This window comes from Mesorhizobium sp. M1088 (assembly GCF_040318575.1).
Classification (GTDB): Bacteria; Pseudomonadota; Alphaproteobacteria; order Rhizobiales; family Rhizobiaceae; genus Mesorhizobium.
In genome coordinates this window covers 181,942-200,080 of record NZ_JAMYMO010000005.1, presented here as the reverse complement: position 1 = coordinate 200,080, position 18,139 = coordinate 181,942, and the positions used below count along the sequence as shown (strand labels likewise).

Sequence of the window (18,139 nt, the reverse complement as noted above, 5' to 3'; positions counted from 1 at the left end):
CGAATGCTCAGGAACGCCGCTTTTCCTGCTCTAGCACATGACGGCGGAGCACGCGGTTGATCTCCGTTTGATAGCCACCGCCTTCGACATGCTCCTTGAACCAGGACAGCACATCAGCGTCAAGCCGAATGGTCACCGGCTGCTTTAGTGGCCGGTAGAGGTGCCCTCGGCGAGCATGAACCCAATTCTCGGCCGAAGTTTCCGGAATGTCGGACGTGTCAATTTCGCTGTCAGGCAAATCTGGCAAATTGGCGAGCTGGTTGCGCTGATCTTGGCTAAGTTCCTTCCTGCTCATAGCGCCTCCTTTCATGCGGCGTTGCTTTCCGGGTACCGACAATCCGAATTCGTTCTTCATCTTCGAGATCGGGATAAGTGCGAACAACGAGCAGTACCACCAGCCCTTGGATCATCCCGATCGCATGCCAACTTTGCTCGTCATCTTCAAACCGGTCAGGCACAATCAGATGAAGCGGATCCTTGAAGACATCTTTGGCGAGATCGAACGCAACACCATGCTTGGCACGGTTGCGCTTGGCCTTCTCGGGATCCCATTCAAATCGCAATATGGCGGCACCGTGATTTACAAAATTGTACGCACAATTCTGTAAGAGTCAAGTCAGTGCCCGCCGCCCTTTGCCTTCTTCCGGCGCCGCGCCAGCATGTTGAGCCCTTCGACCAAGGCCGAAAAACCCATGGCGGCGTAGATGTAGCCTTTCGGCACGTGGTAACCCATGCCATCGGCGATCAGCGTCATGCCGATCATCAGCAGGAAGCCGAGCGCCAGCATGACGATGCTGGGGTTCCTGGCGATGAAATCGGCCAGCGGCCCGGCCGCCAGCATCATCACGCTCACCGCCACGATCACCGCGATGTACATGATCGCGATTTCGTCGGTCATGCCGACGGCGGTGATGATCGAGTCGATCGAGAAAACGAGGTCGAGCAGCAATATCTGGAAAATCGCGCCGGCCAGCGAAAGCTGCAGCGTCTCGCCCATCATGGTGTCCTGGTGATCATCGAGATCAACCGTGTGGTGGATCTCCTTGGTCGCCTTCCAGACGAGAAACAGGCCGCCGGCGATCAGGATCAGGTCGCGCCATGAAAAGCCGTGGTCGAAGGCGGTGAATATCGGCGTCGTCAGTTGGACGATGATCGAGATGGTGGCCAGCAGGATCAGCCGCATCACCAGCGCGGCGGATATGCCGAGCCGCCGGGCGCGGGCCCGCTGCGCCACCGGCAATTTGTTGGTCAGGATCGAGATGAAGATCAGATTGTCGATGCCGAGCACGACCTCCAGCACGATCAGCGTCAGCAGCGCGATCCATGCCGTCGGGTCGGAGACAAAGGCGAAATGCGGCGCCAGGAATTCGACTAGCTGCATGGAGGTCGTCCCCTCTACGATCTAGAGCAGTTTCGCCGGCAATTGGGTATTGCAAGCGTCCATATCAATGTCACGACCAGAAGGATGGCGCCGTTTCCTCCAGCCGCGGGCCGCGGCGAAACGGCGCGATCCGTTCGGTCAGGCCGCTACGGTCGGAAATGTCGACGCCGACGCCGCACAATGTCGCCGGTCCGGTCGACGCCTCGAAGCGGCCTTTCGGCACCTTGGACAAGAACCGGTTGAGCGGCTCCTCCTTGTCCATGCCGAGCGAGGAATCGTAATCGCCGCACATGCCGGCATCGGAAATATAACCGGTGCCGCCATTGAGGATCTGGTGATCGCCGGTCGGCTGATGCGTATGGGTGCCGACAACAAGGCTGGCACGGCCGTCGACGAAGTGGGCGAAACACATTTTTTCCGAGGTCGCCTCGGCATGGAAATCGATGACGATTGCATCGGCCTGCTCACCAAGTGGACAAGCGGCAAGTTCGCGCTCGCCGGCCTGGAACGGATCGTCGAGCTCGGGATGCATGAACACCCGGCCCATGATGTTGGCGACCAGCACGCGCGCGCCGTTCCTGGCGATGTAGACGCCTGAGCCGCGCCCCGGCGTACCCTTGGGGAAATTGGACGGACGCAGGAAGCGCTCTTCGCGCGGCGCGAAAATCAGCGCATCGCGCTGGTCCCAGACATGGTTGCCGGTGGTGACGACATCGGCGCCGGCCGAGATCGTCTCGCGAAAAATTTCCTCGGTGATGCCGAAGCCGCCGGCGGCGTTCTCGCCATTGACGATGACGAAGTCGAGCTTGAAATCCGAGATCAGGCCGGGCAGTTGTTCCCACACCGCCGTACGTCCTGTCTTGCCGACCATGTCGCCGAGGAAGAGAAGTCTCATATAAGCGTGATCCCGAACCGAAGGTCAGCGAAGCAAAAAGCTGCATGACTTTCGGAAAAGACCATGCGTCCAGGAACTTATCTACAATTTCGGCGCGAACCGGCGCAACCCGCTCTCGGTGAGTATTTCCGGAATGATCACGTCATGCGGCTCGTCCGGCACCAGGGCCACCTCCTGGCAGTCGAAGGCAATGCCGATCAGCCGCGGCTGCTGCCCCTTGTCGGCCAGCCGCGCGATCGCCCGGTCATAATAGCCGGCGCCGTAACCGATGCGGTGGCCGCGCGCATCGAAGGCGGCAAGCGGCACCAGCATCATTTGGGGATCGAGCACCTCGGCTTCCTCATGCGGCCCGACGGTGCCGAAGCCCATGTCGATCATCGGCGCGCCGCGCACCAGTTCGCGAAAAACGATGGTGGTCTTGTTGAGGATGGCCGGCAGGCAGAGCCTTGCCCCCTTTTCGCGCAAGGCAAACATCAGCGGCCGGACGTCGACTTCCGAGCGCATCGGCCAGAAGCCTGAGACGATCTGGGCCGGCTCGACCGTGATCCGGTCGCGCGCCGTCTCGGCCATTTCGAGTGCTGCCTCCACCCGCCAGAAAGGATCGAGCGCGTCGCGGCGCCCGAGGGCTTGGTTGCGGAGAGTTTTTTTCAGGTCTTTTGGGGATGTCATGCGCCGGACGTTAGAAAAGGTCAGATTTGGATGGAGTTTTACGAGCGACGTTTTGGAGGAGCGGGGCGAGCTTTCGTTCGTGAGAGCACCGCACAAAGCGGCGCGACGACAAGATCCGCCAGACATTGCCTTTTCGACAGGTGACGATCCACACAACCGGTGGAGAGAGCGATCCCGGGAACCTACAAAGTAGGTGGGCGCCGTATGAGAAAACCCACGGGTCTTCCCAGGGACAGCTCCCTAGGGATCATTAAGGCCCCGGGGAAAATGTTCTCCTGCCGGGAAGCGCAGACCGTCTCCGCCAATATAGGCAGACGGCAGACCAAGCGCCAGAGAGACGACATGTTTCGAGTCTTAAATCGACGCAGAACCGCTCGACGAGGGTCGCGCCGGCAAGATCCCCGCTTTGCCAGCAGCGCCTTGCACAGCGAAGGCCGCCTCCTTAGGGTCGCGCGATGAACCCGGGAGCAAAAATGCGTTTTGAAGGCACGGCAGCCTATGTCGCCGACAAGGATCTGATGGTGGCGGTCAACGCGGCGATCGCGCTCGAGCGGCCGTTGCTGGTCAAGGGCGAGCCCGGTACCGGCAAGACCGAACTTGCCCGCCAGGTGGCGGCGGCGCTCGGCATCGATCTGATCGAATGGCATGTCAAATCGACCACGCGGGCGCAGCAGGGCCTCTATGAATATGATGCCGTCTCGCGGCTGCGCGACAGCCAGCTCGGCGACGAGCGCTTCAACGACATCCGCAATTACATCAAGCGCGGCAAGCTGTGGGACGCCTTTGCTGCCGGCAAGAAAGTCGTGCTTCTGATCGACGAGATCGACAAGGCCGATATCGAGTTCCCCAACGATCTGTTGCAGGAACTGGATCGGATGGAGTTCTTCGTCTACGAGACCGGCGAGACCATCCGTGCCACAGTCCGGCCGATCGTCATCATCACCTCCAACAACGAAAAAGAGCTGCCGGACGCCTTCCTGCGCCGCTGCTTCTTCCACTACATCCGCTTTCCCGACGTCGAGACGCTGCACAAAATCGTCGACGTGCACTATCCCGGCATCAAGCAGAACCTGGTGCGCGCCGCACTCACGCAATTCTATGAAATCCGTGACGTGCCGGGCCTCAAGAAGAAGCCGTCGACCTCCGAGGCACTCGACTGGATCCGCCTGCTGGTCGCCGACGAGATCGCGCCCGAGGACCTGCGCGCCGACCCGAAGAACGTGCTGCCCAAGCTGCACGGCGCCTTGCTGAAGAACGAACAGGACGTGCATCTGTTCGAGCGCCTGGCCTTCATGGCGAGACGGCAGGGATGAGGGGCCGGTCGGCCGGAAGCCCACGAAGTCACCGGACAGCGCTTTCCCGGTGCTGGACCGTTGCCTCTAACCGGGCACGGAGGCAGCTTCAGGTTGCCGACTTCAGAGGGAAACGAAATGACCGAGATCACCATCCGCCCATTGGCGCAATCTGACCACGCCGATTGGCGGCGTCTTTGGACCGCCTATCTCACCTTCTACGAAACCAAGCTGCCGGAAGAGGTTTACGCCGTCACCTGGAAGCGGCTGTTCACGGCGGGCGAGTTCGAGCCGAAAGGCTTCATCGCCACCCTCGACGGCAAGGCCGTCGGCCTGACGCACTATCTCTACCATCGCTCCTGCTGGTCGCAGATAAACAACTGCTATCTGCAGGACCTGTTCGCCGACCCCGATGTACGCGGCAAGGGTGTCGGCGCCGCCCTGATCGAAGCGGTCAAGCAGGAAGCCGGCAAGATCGGCGTCAAGAACGTCTACTGGATGACCCACGAAACCAACACCACGGCACGCAAGCTCTACGACCACGTGGCGCGCAGGACCGGCTTCATCGAATACGATCTGCTATGATGAGACCAACGATTGAAATAATCACCTGTGCGCAATATATTGCGCATGATCAGGGGCGACAGTGCCGCTGATCGAGACCAACACGCGCAAGATTGTCACGAGGCTTTTACGTGACGGCTGGGTGAACGTAGGCGGCGGCAAACACGAGAAGTACGAGCATCCGGAAAGGCCGGAGATCATGATTATCGTGCCGCGGCATCGCGAACAATCTCTGGGTGTTGCGCGGTCGATCGCCCGGCTTGCTGGATGGATTTAAGGACGAATCATGACGCACTATGTCGGAATTCTTGACGGCGCAGATGAAGTCTGGGGAGTGCGGGTGCCTGATCTTCCCGGATGTCACGGCGGTGGCGCAAGTCCCGAAGAGGCGATAGCCGATGCGACTTCTGCCGTTCGCGAATGGGCAGAGACACGAATGGCGAAGAACTTGCCCTTGCCCGCGGCGCGCACTGTGGCAGATCTGCTCCGACTGGGCGAAGTCGATAGCGCTGCCGGTGAATCCGCCGTGATGATCCCTGTGCTGATCGATTCCGGACGGCCTGTCCGGGCCAATCTGTCGCTCGACGCAGGTCTTTTGGCGGCAATCGACGAAGAAGCGGGTCGGCGTGGTCTGACGCGTTCCGCCTTTATCGCCAGCGCCGCACGGGAGAAGATCGAGGGACACAGATAAAGTCGGACCATGTTCATCCCCTTCTTCCTCGAACTGAAGGCAGCGCGGGTTCCGGTCTCGCTCCGCGAATATCTGTCGCTGCTGGAGGGGCTGGAGGCCGGGCTGGTCGACTATGATGTCGAGGGCTTTTACTATCTCGCCCGCGCCGCTCTGGTGAAGGACGAGCGCCACATCGACCGCTTCGACCAGGTCTTTTCGCACATCTTCAAAGGTGTCGAGGCGCAAGCTGGCGAAAACGCGGTCGATGTCGCAAACATCCCGGAGGAATGGCTGCGGAGGCTCGCCGAAAAGCACCTGACCGACGAGGAGAAGAAGCTGATCGAGGCGCTGGGCGGCTTCGGAAAGCTGATGGAGACGCTGAAGAAGCGGTTGGAGGAGCAAAACGGCCGGCATCAGGGCGGTTCGAAATGGATCGGCACCGGCGGCACCTCGCCCTTCGGCGCCTATGGCTACAATCCCGAAGGCGTGCGCATCGGCCAGCACGAAAGCCGCAACCGCCGCGCGGTAAAAGTCTGGGACAAACGCGAGTTCAGGAATTTCGATGACGCCGTCGAACTCGGCACCCGCAACATCAAGGTCGCGCTGAAGCGCTTGCGCCGCTGGGTGCGCGAAGGCGCCGAACAGGAATTCGACCTGCCCGGCACCATCCACGCCACCGCCGAGCACGGTTATCTTGACGTTAAGACACAACCCGAACGTCGCAATGCCGTGAAGCTGCTGATGTTCTTCGATGTCGGCGGCTCGATGGACGACCATGTCAGGAGTGTCGAGGAGCTGTTTTCGGCCGCCCGCGCCGAGTTCCGCCAGCTCGAATATTTCTATTTCCACAACTGCCTCTACGAGGGCGTGTGGAAGGACAATCGCCGCCGCCATGCCGAGGTGATTCCGACCTTCGATCTCCTGCATAAATATGGCCCCGACTACAAGGTGATCGTCGTCGGCGACGCCTCGATGAGCCCCTATGAGATCGCCCAACCCGGCGGCTCGGTCGAGCATTGGAACAAGGAGGCCGGTGCCGTCTGGCTCGACCGGTTGCTGCAGCAATGGCCGAACGCCATTTGGCTCAATCCGGAAAACGCGAAGAACTGGGACTATACCCATTCGATTGCCATGATCCGCGATATTTTTGGCGGCCGCATGTTTCCGCTGACGCTCGCCGGCCTCGAAGCCGCGACAAAGCAACTTTCAAGGAAGCACTGAATGGATCCACGCAAAACAGGAGGGTCGACCTGTTTCCTTTGCCTGCAATGCGGTGTCCAGTTCGCGGCGACAGCGGCGCCGCCGCAACATTGCCCGATCTGCGAGGACGAGCGGCAATATGTGCGCTGGGAGGGCCAGGCCTGGACCACGCCGGAAGAGCTCGCCGCCGGCCATCGGGTCGTGATCAAGGATGATGCCGGCGTGCTCGCCTTCGGCATCGAGCCACGCTTCGCTATCGGCCAGCGCGCATTGCTGGCGCAAACGTCGCACGGCAATGTGCTGTGGGACTGCATCTCGATGGTCAGCGACGAGGCGGTGGCCGAGATCAACCGCCGGGGCGGCCTGGCCGCCATCGCCATTTCGCACTGCCATTATTATTCGGCAATGGTCGAATGGAGCGGGGCGTTTGGCGGCGTGCCGATTTATCTGCACGCCGATGATCGTCAGTGGATCATGCGGCCGCATCCGGCAATCATCAGTTGGGAAGGCGAGATGCGCGCCATAAACCCGTCGCTGACGCTCATCCGCTGCGGCGGCCACTTTGCCGGTGGCCAGGTACTGCACTGGAAGCGCGACCGCGGCAATGCCATCCTGGCCGGCGACATCCTGCAGGTGACGCCGACCCGCCGTCATGTCAGCTTCATGTACAGCTATCCGAACTATATCCCGCTCAACGCGACGAAAGTGCACGGCATCAAGGCCGCGCTGGAGCCTTTCGCGTTCGACCATATCTACGGCGCATGGTGGAACCAGAACGTCATCGGAGATGCAAAGGCGGCATTTTCAGCATCGGTTGCGCGCTATCTCGCGGCCATCGCCTGAGGGATTCTTCGCAGCAGGATAGGAAATACGAGCAAACGCCGTAACAAATGCCTATTTCAGGCGAAGTTGCGAAGGCAACCCAAATAGCGACATAAGCTAAGAGGAAAAAATGGACAGCCACACCTACCCCGTTACCCGCACCGATGCCGAATGGCGCGCCCGGCTGACGCCTGAGCAATATGCGGTGATGCGCAACCACGGCACCGAGCGGCCGGGAAGCTGCGCCCTGCTGCACGAGAAGCGCGCCGGCACCTTCTCCTGCGTCGGCTGCGACCAGCCCTTGTTTGAATCCAAGCTGAAATTCGAGAGCGGCACCGGCTGGCCGAGCTTCAACGACCCAGTGCCGGGTTCGGTCGAGACCACCGTCGACCGCAGCTACGGCATGGTCCGCACCGAATGCCATTGCGCCCGCTGCGGCAGCCATCTCGGCCACGTCTTCGAGGACGGCCCGCCGCCGACGGGTCTGCGCTATTGCATCAACGGCGTGGCGCTCAAATTCGAGCCGGCCGCCTGATCGTCAGGCCACAACCACCAGGATCAGCCACAACGTGGCGCCAAGCGTCATCAGCGAGGCCATGACGCCACTCGATTTTCCGGCAGTTCGCCAAACGGCAAAGGTCAGGAAGATATTGTAGGGCACCGGCGCGAAATGCACCGCCAGGACGAGCGCAAGCGGCAGCTTCAATCCTAGCAGAATGAGCGCCCCCACCGACGACGCGACGTTGATCGCTGTGCCGACAACGACCAGGTCGCGCCAGAACAGCCGATCGAGCGGCACGCCGCCGAACCAGCGTGAGCGGAAGAAGGCGGCAACGCGCGACATGATCGTCATCGATCGATCGGCTCCCTGGCTGCTCACCAGAGCAACCCTTCCACAAGGATTGCGTCTGGAAACCCTGCTTTATTCCTGACCCAGAACTTCGGCAATCGCGCGCTCGAAACGTGAGGCTTCCGTCACCAGCCAGTCGGTCATCGCCGGCCAATTGTCCTCGGCAAAACAATTCACCCGCCACATCGAATTGATGCCGAGGCCGTCGCAACTTTGTTCTGGCCTGAGCTTCAGCCTGTCTTCGATGGCCGGCTGGAACGGCTTCAACCGCGACCAGGCTTGCGTGGCACCGAACTTCTCGTTGCGGCCGAAGAAGACGCCGACATGATTGTGCGCAGGCGCGACATACATGGAAAGGACCAATGCGAAATCGGGCAGCCCACGCTGCCAGAACCACGGTCCGCGCCTCGCCAACAGAGCCCTTTCATCCGGATGCCGTTCCGCGAACAGCGTCCAGAAGCTGCGTTGGCGGAATTCAGAGGCGCGGCGGGCGCCAAAATCGAATTCGCTCATGGCTGGAATCCATGGTCAGAACCACTTCTCCCGCGATCGTCTCCGGCACCGAGGCCGGCCTTTACACCATGCCGAGCGCAGCCTTGTACAGATCGAGGATGGATTCCTCTTCCTGCCGCTCGGCCTGGTCCTTCTTGCGCAGCCGGATGATCGACCGCATCGCCTTGGTGTCGAATCCGGTGCCCTTGGCCTCGGCGAACACTTCCTTGATGTCGTCGGCAATCGTCTTCTTCTCTTCCTCGAGCCGCTCGATTCGTTCGATGAAGGCGCGCAGCTGGCCGGCGGCAACAGTCTGGCTGGTCTCGGTGATGTCGTCGGCCATATTCTTCTCTCCGCGTCGTTTCTCGCCGCGACTCGGGGTGACCCGAGCGGGCGAATTGCAGCGGTTCGATGCCCGACCGGGCGCGGCGGGTCAAGGTACTATCGATGCGGCATGAAGGGCTGCTGCCAGGCGCCGACAAGTCTCTCTGATGCCGGCCTGTTTCACCCGAACGCGATCAGCAGATCCTTGGCATCGATCTGGTCGCCGGCCTTGACCAGCACCTCGGCTATGGTGCCGTCGCGTTCGGCATGCAACGCCGTTTCCATCTTCATCGCTTCGATCGACAGCAGCACGTCGCCGGCCTTCACCGCCTGGCCGGCAGCGACCGCAAGCGCCGAGACGACGCCAGGCATCGGCGCGCCGACATGCGCCTCATTGCCCGGCTCCGCCTTGCGCCGTGCCTTGGCAGCGGACGCGCCATGCGCCCGGTCCGGCACCTTCACCCGGCGCGGCTGCCCGTTGAGCTCGAAGAACACGGTGACCATGCCCTTTTCGTCGACATCGCCGATGGCAAGGCAGCGCACCACCAGCGTCTTGCCTTTTTCGATGTCGACGAAAATCTCGTCTTCCGGCTTCATGCCGTAGAAATAGGTCGGCGTCGGCAGCACGCTGACCGGCCCGTAGGTCTCCTGCGCGGCGGCAAAATCGGAAAACACCTTCGGATACATCAGCCACGACGCGAACTCGAACTCGCTGAGCTTGCGCTCGAGCTTTTCCTCGACCTCCGCGCGACTGGCCTTGAGGTCCGCCGGTTTGAGCAGCGAACCCGGCCGCACCGTGATCGGCTTTTCGCCCTTCAGCACCTTCTTCTGCAATGGCTTTGGCCAGCCGCCCGGCGACTGGCCGAGATCGCCGCGCAACATCGACACCACCGAATCCGGGAAGGCGATGTCCCTCGCCGGATTCTCGACGTCGGCGACGGTCAGGTCCTGGCTCACCATCATCAGCGCCATGTCGCCGACGACCTTGGACGACGGCGTCACCTTGACGATGTCGCCGAACATCAGATTGACGTCGTGATAGGTCTGCGCCACTTCGTGCCAGCGTGTCTCCAGCCCGAGCGAGCGCGCCTGTTCCTTGAGGTTGGTGAACTGACCGCCCGGCATTTCGTGCAGATAGACCTCCGATGCCGGCCCCTTCAGGTCGCTTTCGAAGGCTGAATACTGGTTGCGCACCGCCTCCCAGTAGAACGAGATGTTCCTGATCCACCGCGGGTCGAGGCCCGGATCGCGCTCGGTGCCCTTCAGCGCTTCCACGATCGAACCCAGGCACGGCTGCGAGGTGTTGCCCGATAGCGAATCCATCGCCGCGTCGATGGCGTCGACGCCGCTCTCCACCGCCGCCAGCACGGTTGCCGCCGACAGGCCGGATGTGTCGTGGGTGTGGAAGTGGATCGGCAGGTCCGTCGCCTCGCGCAGTGCCTTGAACAGCGCGCGGGCAGCGCTCGGCTTTAGAAGCCCAGCCATGTCCTTGACGGCGATGATATGGGCGCCTGCCGCCTGCAATTCCCTGGCCAGGCCGACATAGTATTTCAGATCGTATTTGGCCCGCGCCGGATCGAGTATGTCGCCGGTATAACAGATCGCCGCTTCGATCAGTCTGCCCTCGGCGCCGATCGCATCCATGGCCACGCGCATGTTCTCGACCCAGTTCAGGCAGTCGAAGACCCGGAACAGGTCGATGCCGCCGGCAGCGGCCTGGCGGACGAAATGCTGGACGACATTGTCGGGATAGTTGGTATAGCCGACGCCGTTGGCACCGCGCAGGAGCATCTGCAGCAGAAGGTTGGGTGTTGCCTCGCGCACCAGGGACAGCCGCTCCCATGGGTCTTCGGTGAGAAAGCGCATGGCGACGTCGAATGTGGCGCCGCCCCAGCATTCGAGCGACAAAAGCTGCGGCAGAGCACGCGCATAGGTGCCGGCAATTCCGGCAATGTCATAGGTGCGCACACGCGTCGCGAGCAAGGATTGATGCCCGTCGCGCATTGTCGTGTCGGTGACCAGCACCTCTGTTTGCTCGCGCATCCACGCGGCGAATTTCTCCGGCCCGAGCACGTCGAGCTTCTGCTTGCTGCCTTGAGGCACATTGCCGTTGAGATATGGCACCACCGGTGGCGCCGCATCGGCCTTTGGCTGCGGCCGGCCGCGCGTCTCGGGATGACCATTGACCGAAACGTCGGCAAGGTAGTTGAGCAGCTTGGTCGCGCGGTCCTGCCGCTTCACACTGGCGAACAGTTCCGGCGTCGTGTCGATGAACTTGGTGGTGTAGGAATTGTCGGCGAAGCTCGGGTGATTGATGATCGCCTCGAGGAACGTGAGGTTGGTCGCCACGCCGCGGATGCGGAATTCGCGCAGCGCCCGGTTCATGCGGGCGATGGTCTCGGCCGGCGTCGGCGCCCACGCCGTTACCTTTTCCAGCAGCGGATCGTAGAAGCGGGTGATGACCGCGCCCGAATAGGCGGTGCCGCCATCAAGGCGGATACCGAAGCCGGTGGCACCGCGATAGGCGGTGATGCGGCCATAGTCGGGGATGAAATTATGCTCGGGATCTTCCGTGGTGATGCGGCACTGCAGCGCGTGGCCGTTGAGCCTGATGTCCTTCTGCGCCGGAACGCCCGATTCCGCCGTGCCGATGGCAAAGCCGTCGAGGATATGGATCTGCGCCTTGACGATGTCGATGCCGGTCACCTGTTCGGTGACCGTGTGCTCGACCTGGATACGCGGATTGACCTCGATGAAGTAGAATTTTCCGGTATCGGCATCCTGCAGGAACTCGACCGTGCCGGCGCCGATATAGCTGGTTTCGCGCGCGATCCTCAGCGCGTAGCCGCAAAGCTCCTCGCGCTGTGACATTTCGAGGTAGGGCGCCGGCGCCCGCTCGACCACTTTCTGGTTGCGGCGCTGGATCGAACAATCGCGCTCGAACAGGTGCACGGCGTTGCCATGAGTGTCGCCCAGCACCTGCACCTCGACATGGCGTGCGCGCTCGATCAGCTTTTCGAGATAGACCTCGTCCTTGCCGAAAGCCGCCTTCGCCTCACGCTTGCCTTCCATGACCTCGCGCGCGAGATCGGCCTCGGAGCGGATGGCGCGCATGCCGCGGCCGCCGCCGCCCCAGGATGCCTTGAGCATCACCGGGTAGCCGATCGTCTTGGCGAGTTCCTTTACCGCCTCCATGTCGTCCGGCAAGGGATCGGTGGCGGGAATTACCGGCACGCCGACTTCGATCGCGAGGTTGCGAGCGGCGACCTTGTTGCCTAGCCTGCGCATCGTATCCGGCTTTGGCCCGATGAAGATGATGCCGGCCGTGGCGCAGGCCTCGGCGAATTCCGGGCTTTCCGACAGCAGGCCGTAGCCTGGATGGATGGCATCGGCGCCCGATAGCCTGGCGACGCGGATAACCTCCTCGATCGACAGATAGCTTTCGATCGGCCCCATGTCCCTGGCCAAATGCGGCCCGCGCCCGACCTGGTAGCTTTCGTCGGCCTTGAAGCGATGCAGGGAGTATTTGTCCTCCTCTGCCCAGATCGCCACGGTTTTGAGGCCGAGCTCATTGGCCGCGCGGAAGACGCGGATGGCTATTTCGGAGCGGTTGGCGACAAGGATCTTCGAGATTGCCAAGGACAGGGCTCCGGACGCGGGAAAGGGAACTGCCGGACATGATTAGCGCGAAAATGCTGCAGTGCAAACAAAAATGGAGACGTCGGCTAAACCGATTTAAATCCTTGCGCCTATGCGATGAAGCAAAAGACAAATGAAAAATGCCCGGCGCGAGGCGCCGGGCATTTTTGGGCTGCAGGCGTTTGCCGGCTTATTGTTCGAAGTAGGTGTACTTGCCGTCGTCACCCTTCTTCCAAGTGTAGATGACGTAGTCGGGACGGGTGATGTCGCCCTTTGCGTCATAGCCGATGTCGCCGATGGCGGTCTTCCACGGGCCACTCTTCTTGATCTCTTCCGCAACCTTCTGCGCGTCGTCGGAAGAGCCGACCTTGTTGGCGGCGGCGGCGACGATCTGCAGCGCGGCGTAGGAGTAGAGCGTATAGGCTTCAGGCTCGAAACCGGCGGCGCGGAACTTCTCCACGAGTTCCTTGGCGTTCGGATTCTTGCGCGGATCGGGGGCGAACGTCATCAGCGTGCCGTCGACGGCATCGCCGGCGATGGAGGCCAATTCGTTCGACACGATGCCGTCGCCGGACATGAACTGGGCCTTGAGACCCTGATCGGCGAGCTGGCGCATAATCAGGCCGGCCTCGGTGTGCAGGCCGCCATAGTAGACGACGTTGACGCCGGCATCCTTCATCTTGGCGATCAACGCCGAGAAGTCCTTGTCGCCGACATTGATGCCCTCATACATGGCTTCGGTCACGCCATCAGCATTGAGTGCCTTCTTGGTTTCGTCGGCGAGACCCTGGCCGTAAGGCGTCTTGTCGTGGACGACGGCGATCTTGCCGTCCTTAAAGTGCGCGGCGAGGTAGTCGCCGGCAACCTTGCCCTGCTGATCGTCGCGTCCGCAGGTACGAAACGTGTTCCACAGGCCCCGCTCGGTCAGCTTCGGGTTGGTCGCGGAAGGCGTGATGACGAGAATGCCGTTCTCGGCATAGACCTCTGACGCCGGAATGGTGACGCCCGAATTGAAGTGGCCGACGACATATTTGACGCCATCGGCGACAAACTTGTTGGCGACCGAGATGCCCTGCTTCGGATCCGACACGTCGTCGCCGACCTCGATGTTGATCTGCTCGCCGTTAATGCCGCCAGCCGCGTTGATATCGGCGGCAGCCTGTTCGGCGCCCTTCTGCAACTGCGCGCCGAATGCTGCGTTCGGGCCAGTGATCGGACCGGCAACGCCGATCAGGATGTCAGCCCACGCGCTGCCGCTGAACGCGACAAGCGCGGTCAGGGCGACGGCGGACAAAAGTGACTTTTTCATTGAAACGCTCCCATTTACCGAGTGGGCGTGGATGTTGCTTTCATGCGATGCCCACTCTTGCTCGCAGAAAGAGTACTTTGCCGATTTTCAGGCACTTGTCACGCCGATTCATCCCTGAAGCGCCGTTAATGATAAATGTCAACCTTTTGGTTTCCAGCTCAAAAGAGAGGCTCTTTCGTAAAGCCAATTATACTGCGTTACCATCTGGTTGGTGCGCGTGTATTGGTAGCCAATGAAGCCCAATATCATCAGCACGATGGTATCGACCACGTAGTAATGCAGCGAAAACATCGTTCCGCCGAACAGCGCATGATGGATGAATCTTACGCCGATGCCGAGCCCCAGCATGTAGGCGAACAACTGGGCGAAGCTGCGCCACGTCTGCGCACATGCCTTGCCCGTCATCCACGCCGCCCAGCCGCCGAGCAGGCAGGTGACGAAGAAGAACTGCCAGATCGAGGGTTCCTCATAGACAATGCCCTGCATGATTGATGTCTCCTGAAACTCAGTGATGGCCGCCTTCGAGATAGGCGGCGCGCACCTCCGGATTGGCGAGCAACTCCTTGCCGGTGCCGCTCATCGTCACGTTGCCGTTGACCATGACATAGCCGCGCGTGGCGAGCTTCAGAGCGCCGAAGGCGTTTTGCTCGACCAGGAACACGGTCAGTCCCTGCGTGCGGTTCAGCTCCCGGATAGCGTCGAATATCTGCTTGACGATCAGCGGCGCCAGGCCAAGCGACGGCTCGTCGAGCAAAAGCAGCTTCGGCCGCGCCATCAGCGCGCGCCCGATCGACAGCATCTGCTGCTCGCCGCCGGACAGCGTGCCACCACGCTGGGCAATGCGTTCCTTCAGGCGTGGAAACAGCGTGAACACCTTCTCGACGTCCTCGTCATAATGCTCGAGGTTGTCGAGGCTGGCGCCCATTTGCAGGTTTTCCATCACCGTCATGCGCGGGAAAATGCGGCGCCCTTCCGGCGACTGGGCGATGCGCATGCGCGCGATCTCGTGGGTCGGCATCTGGGTGATGTCGGTACCGGCGAATGTGATGGTACCCGCGCGGGCGCGGGGAGCACCGAAGATGGTCATCATCAGCGTCGACTTGCCGGCGCCGTTGGCACCGATCAGCGCTACGATCTCACCTTGCTTGACCGTGACATCGACGCCGTTCAGCGCCCTGATGTTGCCGTAGTAGGTCTGGACGCCCTTGATATCGAGCAGCGTTGTGCCGGCCATTATTTCCGCCCCCCACGCCGATTAGAGGTGCCGGGAGTTTTTGACTTCACCGGAGCCTTGGAGGCCGGCTTTGCAGTGGAAGATTTTGCGGCAGAAGATTTCGCGGCCGATTTGGCTTTGGCCGGCGATCCGGACTTTGCCGCGGCGCTCGACCTTGCATCGATCTGCCCGGCTTTCGAAGCGCCCTTTGACACGGTGACGCGTTCGCCCTCGCTGTGGCCAACCGTGTCGGCAACCGGTCCGGCGAGATACGAAGACGATGTGCCTGGGCCGTGGGCCGCATCCGGACCCGTATCCAATTGCTCGATGACGTCTTCGTCGCCGACTTCGGTCAGCACCGTCTCGACGTCCTCGTCTTCGACGCCGAGGTAGGCAGCGATGACGCGCGGGTCGGTCCGCACCGATTGCGGGTTGCCGTCGGAGATCTTGCGCCCGTATTCGAGCACGACGACATGGTCTGAAATCTGCATAACCACCGCCATATCGTGTTCGATCAAAAGGATCGACGTGCCGGTGTTGTCCTTGATGTCCATCAGCAGTGCATTGAGCGCCGCCGATTCCTTCGGATTAAGGCCGGCGGCCGGCTCGTCGAGGCACAGAAGCTCAGGGCCGGTGCACATGGCGCGAGCAATTTCGAGCCGTCGCTGCGCGCCATAGGGCAGATCGCCGGCAGGATCGTCGGCGCGGTCGACGAGATCGGCCTTTTCCAGCCAGTGCTCGGCCAGTTCAACCGATTCCGCCGAAGCCTGTCTGTATCCGCTATAACCGAACAGGCCGAGAATGGTATAGCCGGACGCCTTCATCAGCTTGTTGTGCTGGGCCACCAGCAGGTTCTCCAGCAGCGTCATGCCCGAGAACAGGCGGATGTTCTGGAAGGTGCGCGCCACCTTGGCCCGCGCCGGGATTTCATGGTTCGGCAAACGTTCGAGCAGGAAGGTCGAGCCGTCGCGCCGATTGAGCGTGATCATGCCTTCCGACGGTTTGTAGAAACCGGTGATGCAATTGAACACGGTGGTCTTGCCGGCGCCGTTGGGACCGATCAGCGCGGTGATCTCGCCGCGTTTGGCCTGGAACGACAGGTCGCCGATGGCGACGAGACCGCCGAACTTCATCGACAAATGATCGACCTGCAGGATGGCATCGTTCACGGAGGGGCTCGCGTTCATCAGCCGTGTCCCTCCTTGGTGAAGGACCCCGACACCGCCCTGCGCACCTTGAGGAAGGCTGTCGGCTCGCGGCTGCCGACGAAGCCGCGCGGCTTCCACAGCATGACGATGACCATGGCCATGCCGAACAACAGCATGCGATAAAGCTCCGGCGTGAAGTCGGGGCCGAACCCGGGTATAACCTTGATGTTGCCCCAACTCAGGCCGGTCTTGAGGAAATCCAGTTCGCGCAGGATTTCGGTGCCGCCGATCATCACCATCGCGGCGACGGCAATGCCGACCAGCGAGCCCATGCCGCCAAGCACGACGATGGCAAGGATGATCGCGGATTCCAGGAAGACGAAGGATTCCGGGCTGACGAAGCCTTGCCGCGCGGCAAAGAACGAGCCGGCGAAGCCGCCAAACATCGCGCCCGTGGCAAAGGCCGTGAGCTTGGTGGTGGTGGTGTTGATACCGAGCGAGCGGCAGGCGATCTCGTCCTCGCGCAGCGCTTCCCAGGCGCGGCCGACCGGCAGACGCCTGAGCCTCACGGTGACGAAGGCCGTCAGCAGACAGAGCCCAAGGATCAAATAGTAGAGGAATATCTTGTAGTAGGCACCCGATTGGGCGATGCCGAGCACCTTCGAGATGTAGTTCGGATCGGAGACGTTGAACGACATCAGGCCGAAGAAAGACACCTTCGGGATGCCGGAAATGCCGGCCGAGCCGTTGGTCACCTCGCGCCAGTTGATGATCACCAGCCTTATGATTTCGCCGAAGGCGAGCGTCACGATCGCCAGATAGTCACCGCGCAGGCGCAGCACCGGGAAGCCGAGCATCACGCCCCAGAACGCAGCCATCAGGCCAGCGGCGGGCAGCAGGATCCAGAAGGAGAGGCCGAAATGCGTGCCGAGCAGCGCATAGGCGTAGGCACCGACGGCGTAGAAGGCGACATAGCCGAGATCGAGCAAGCCGGCCAAGCCGATAACGATATTCAGCCCCCAAGCCAGCATCACGTAGATCAGGATCTGGATGCCGTAATTGTCGACATATTTCAGCGAGCCCTGGAAACCGGCGGCCATCGACCCGGCATATAGAGCCAGCACCAACACCACGATAATCGGGTAGAGCGCCAGTGCGGTTATGCCCAATGCCGAGAAATGAGCGTGAATGAAGGCCCGGAACCGATATATCAGCCAAGCCAGCGCATAGATGATTGCGAGCGCCCGCAGGAACCGCACAAAATCGGAAAGTTCCGGCCCTAAGGCCTCGGTCAGAAAGCCGCTGAGCGCGACCAGAATAACGGCGACGGCGAGCGCCACGATGAACGCGGGAAGGCGGAAGAATCGCGAAGCCAGGCTGACCGGCAGCAGGCCGGTGGCGACGTCGACGATCTTCTGGTTTGCCAGGAAGGGCTGGCCATAGGCGACATAGAGGAAGCGTCCTGCCATGGTGGCGATCACGACGCCGGCGAGCAAGCCCCAGCGTTGCACCAGGATCAGTTCGTTGGAGATATTCTGGTCGGTTTTCAGGCCGATGAACAGCACGAACAGGCCAAGCGAGATGGCGCCGGCATAGAGCGCTTCGCGAAAAGCGCGCTGGACCGGGGTGGCGACGACGGTGCTTTCCGGAGACACGGTAACCGCCATGATC

Annotated in this window: 21 protein-coding genes and 1 other RNA gene; 7 read left to right on the top strand and 15 right to left on the bottom strand. The window is 61.5% G+C overall.

The window, feature by feature from the left end; translation table 11 throughout:
* Positions 1-7 precede the first annotated feature (7 nt).
* The 6 genes from NKH49_RS09050 to ssrS form a co-directional block, all read right to left on the bottom strand.
* Positions 8-295 (bottom strand): BrnA antitoxin family protein, encoded by a 288-nt coding sequence (locus NKH49_RS09050; protein ID WP_352613340.1) that lies wholly within the window; start codon positions 293-295, stop codon positions 8-10.
* Positions 276-563, bottom strand: a complete 288-nt coding sequence (locus tag NKH49_RS09045) for a BrnT family toxin (protein ID WP_352613338.1) — start codon at positions 561-563, stop codon at positions 276-278. Before NKH49_RS09045 ends, NKH49_RS09050 begins: the two co-directional genes overlap by 20 nt.
* Positions 564-616: 53 nt before the next feature.
* Positions 617-1,381, bottom strand: coding sequence for a TerC family protein (locus tag NKH49_RS09040; RefSeq protein WP_352613336.1), 765 nt, complete (start codon positions 1,379-1,381; stop codon positions 617-619).
* 70 nt (positions 1,382-1,451) lie between these two features.
* Positions 1,452-2,276: a TIGR00282 family metallophosphoesterase gene (locus NKH49_RS09035; protein ID WP_023678036.1), complete on the bottom strand. Its 825-nt coding sequence runs from the start codon at positions 2,274-2,276 to the stop codon at positions 1,452-1,454.
* An 81-nt stretch (positions 2,277-2,357) separates the two neighbouring features.
* Positions 2,358-2,945, bottom strand: a complete 588-nt coding sequence (locus tag NKH49_RS09030) for a 5-formyltetrahydrofolate cyclo-ligase (RefSeq protein WP_352450855.1) — start codon at positions 2,943-2,945, stop codon at positions 2,358-2,360.
* A gap of 141 nt (positions 2,946-3,086) precedes the next feature.
* A non-coding RNA gene (gene ssrS, locus NKH49_RS09025) (6S RNA) lies at positions 3,087-3,242 on the bottom strand.
* A gap of 176 nt (positions 3,243-3,418) precedes the next feature.
* Between ssrS and NKH49_RS09020 the strand changes: the two genes are divergently transcribed.
* The 7 genes from NKH49_RS09020 (at position 3,419) to msrB (ending at position 8,028) form a co-directional block, all read left to right on the top strand.
* A complete protein-coding gene (locus NKH49_RS09020; RefSeq protein ID WP_352540325.1) occupies positions 3,419-4,258 on the top strand; it encodes an AAA family ATPase in 840 nt (279 codons plus the stop codon).
* Between the two features lie 117 nt (positions 4,259-4,375).
* Complete coding sequence (locus NKH49_RS09015; protein WP_352450857.1) at positions 4,376-4,822, top strand: GNAT family N-acetyltransferase; 447 nt, start codon at positions 4,376-4,378, stop codon at positions 4,820-4,822.
* A gap of 61 nt (positions 4,823-4,883) precedes the next feature.
* On the top strand, positions 4,884-5,078 hold the full coding sequence (locus tag NKH49_RS09010) for a type II toxin-antitoxin system HicA family toxin (RefSeq protein ID WP_126104508.1): 195 nt from the start codon (positions 4,884-4,886) through the stop codon (positions 5,076-5,078).
* Between the two features lie 9 nt (positions 5,079-5,087).
* Entirely contained in the window at positions 5,088-5,492 is a 405-nt protein-coding gene (locus tag NKH49_RS09005) for a type II toxin-antitoxin system HicB family antitoxin (protein ID WP_254816428.1), read from the top strand.
* A 9-nt stretch (positions 5,493-5,501) separates the two neighbouring features.
* A complete protein-coding gene (locus tag NKH49_RS09000) occupies positions 5,502-6,692 on the top strand; it encodes a vWA domain-containing protein (RefSeq protein WP_352613333.1) in 1,191 nt (396 codons plus the stop codon).
* Positions 6,693-7,514 (top strand): MBL fold metallo-hydrolase, encoded by an 822-nt coding sequence (locus NKH49_RS08995; RefSeq protein ID WP_352613332.1) that lies wholly within the window; start codon positions 6,693-6,695, stop codon positions 7,512-7,514.
* A 109-nt stretch (positions 7,515-7,623) separates the two neighbouring features.
* Positions 7,624-8,028, top strand: a complete 405-nt coding sequence (gene msrB / locus NKH49_RS08990; protein ID WP_027152870.1) for a peptide-methionine (R)-S-oxide reductase MsrB — start codon at positions 7,624-7,626, stop codon at positions 8,026-8,028.
* 3 nt (positions 8,029-8,031) lie between these two features.
* Here the strand turns inward: msrB and NKH49_RS08985 are convergent, their stop codons facing one another.
* The 9 genes from NKH49_RS08985 to livM all read right to left on the bottom strand — a co-directional run bounded on the left by NKH49_RS08985 (position 8,032) and on the right by livM (position 18,135).
* Positions 8,032-8,346, bottom strand: a complete 315-nt coding sequence (locus NKH49_RS08985) for a hypothetical protein (protein ID WP_352471234.1) — start codon at positions 8,344-8,346, stop codon at positions 8,032-8,034.
* A 69-nt stretch (positions 8,347-8,415) separates the two neighbouring features.
* Positions 8,416-8,856, bottom strand: a complete 441-nt coding sequence (locus tag NKH49_RS08980; protein WP_292658543.1) for a hypothetical protein — start codon at positions 8,854-8,856, stop codon at positions 8,416-8,418.
* 61 nt (positions 8,857-8,917) lie between these two features.
* Positions 8,918-9,178 (bottom strand): DUF2312 domain-containing protein, encoded by a 261-nt coding sequence (locus NKH49_RS08975; RefSeq protein WP_023719653.1) that lies wholly within the window; start codon positions 9,176-9,178, stop codon positions 8,918-8,920.
* 161 nt (positions 9,179-9,339) lie between these two features.
* Positions 9,340-12,798, bottom strand: coding sequence for a pyruvate carboxylase (gene pyc / locus NKH49_RS08970; RefSeq protein ID WP_352613330.1), 3,459 nt, complete (start codon positions 12,796-12,798; stop codon positions 9,340-9,342).
* 190 nt (positions 12,799-12,988) lie between these two features.
* Complete coding sequence (locus NKH49_RS08965) at positions 12,989-14,107, bottom strand: branched-chain amino acid ABC transporter substrate-binding protein (protein WP_352925929.1); 1,119 nt, start codon at positions 14,105-14,107, stop codon at positions 12,989-12,991.
* Between the two features lie 138 nt (positions 14,108-14,245).
* Entirely contained in the window at positions 14,246-14,593 is a 348-nt protein-coding gene (locus NKH49_RS08960) for a DUF6867 family protein (RefSeq protein WP_352471238.1), read from the bottom strand.
* Between the two features lie 19 nt (positions 14,594-14,612).
* Complete coding sequence (locus NKH49_RS08955) at positions 14,613-15,341, bottom strand: ABC transporter ATP-binding protein (protein WP_352471239.1); 729 nt, start codon at positions 15,339-15,341, stop codon at positions 14,613-14,615.
* Entirely contained in the window at positions 15,341-16,507 is a 1,167-nt protein-coding gene (locus tag NKH49_RS08950; RefSeq protein ID WP_352540330.1) for an ABC transporter ATP-binding protein, read from the bottom strand. Before NKH49_RS08950 ends, NKH49_RS08955 begins: the two co-directional genes overlap by 1 nt.
* The gene (gene livM, locus NKH49_RS08945) at positions 16,507-18,135 is read right to left on the bottom strand and encodes a high-affinity branched-chain amino acid ABC transporter permease LivM (RefSeq protein WP_352613328.1); all 1,629 of its coding nucleotides are present in this window, start codon (positions 18,133-18,135) and stop codon (positions 16,507-16,509) included. The genes NKH49_RS08950 and livM overlap by 1 nt, the downstream gene beginning before the upstream one ends.
* Positions 18,136-18,139 lie beyond the last annotated feature (4 nt).

Bases quoted from the DNA above. Each gene is read 5' to 3' on its own strand.
- NKH49_RS09005 (WP_254816428.1), top strand. From the start codon at position 5,088: ATGACGCACTATGTCGGAATTCTTGACGGCGCAGATGAAGTCTGGGGA.
- livM (WP_352613328.1), bottom strand. From the start codon at position 18,135: ATGGCGGTTACCGTGTCTCCGGAAAGCACCGTCGTCGCCACCCCGGTC.
- NKH49_RS08955 (WP_352471239.1), bottom strand. From the start codon at position 15,341: ATGGCCGGCACAACGCTGCTCGATATCAAGGGCGTCCAGACCTACTAC.
- NKH49_RS08985 (WP_352471234.1), bottom strand. From the start codon at position 8,346: ATGACGATCATGTCGCGCGTTGCCGCCTTCTTCCGCTCACGCTGGTTC.
- NKH49_RS08975 (WP_023719653.1), bottom strand. From the start codon at position 9,178: ATGGCCGACGACATCACCGAGACCAGCCAGACTGTTGCCGCCGGCCAG.
- NKH49_RS08995 (WP_352613332.1), top strand. From the start codon at position 6,693: ATGGATCCACGCAAAACAGGAGGGTCGACCTGTTTCCTTTGCCTGCAA.
- NKH49_RS09040 (WP_352613336.1), bottom strand. From the start codon at position 1,381: ATGCAGCTAGTCGAATTCCTGGCGCCGCATTTCGCCTTTGTCTCCGAC.
- NKH49_RS09050 (WP_352613340.1), bottom strand. From the start codon at position 295: ATGAGCAGGAAGGAACTTAGCCAAGATCAGCGCAACCAGCTCGCCAAT.
- NKH49_RS08965 (WP_352925929.1), bottom strand. From the start codon at position 14,107: ATGAAAAAGTCACTTTTGTCCGCCGTCGCCCTGACCGCGCTTGTCGCG.
- NKH49_RS09015 (WP_352450857.1), top strand. From the start codon at position 4,376: ATGACCGAGATCACCATCCGCCCATTGGCGCAATCTGACCACGCCGAT.
- NKH49_RS09030 (WP_352450855.1), bottom strand. From the start codon at position 2,945: ATGACATCCCCAAAAGACCTGAAAAAAACTCTCCGCAACCAAGCCCTC.
- NKH49_RS08960 (WP_352471238.1), bottom strand. From the start codon at position 14,593: ATGCAGGGCATTGTCTATGAGGAACCCTCGATCTGGCAGTTCTTCTTC.
- NKH49_RS09020 (WP_352540325.1), top strand. From the start codon at position 3,419: ATGCGTTTTGAAGGCACGGCAGCCTATGTCGCCGACAAGGATCTGATG.
- NKH49_RS08980 (WP_292658543.1), bottom strand. From the start codon at position 8,856: ATGAGCGAATTCGATTTTGGCGCCCGCCGCGCCTCTGAATTCCGCCAA.
- NKH49_RS09035 (WP_023678036.1), bottom strand. From the start codon at position 2,276: ATGAGACTTCTCTTCCTCGGCGACATGGTCGGCAAGACAGGACGTACG.
- NKH49_RS09000 (WP_352613333.1), top strand. From the start codon at position 5,502: ATGTTCATCCCCTTCTTCCTCGAACTGAAGGCAGCGCGGGTTCCGGTC.
- NKH49_RS08950 (WP_352540330.1), bottom strand. From the start codon at position 16,507: ATGAACGCGAGCCCCTCCGTGAACGATGCCATCCTGCAGGTCGATCAT.
- msrB (WP_027152870.1), top strand. From the start codon at position 7,624: ATGGACAGCCACACCTACCCCGTTACCCGCACCGATGCCGAATGGCGC.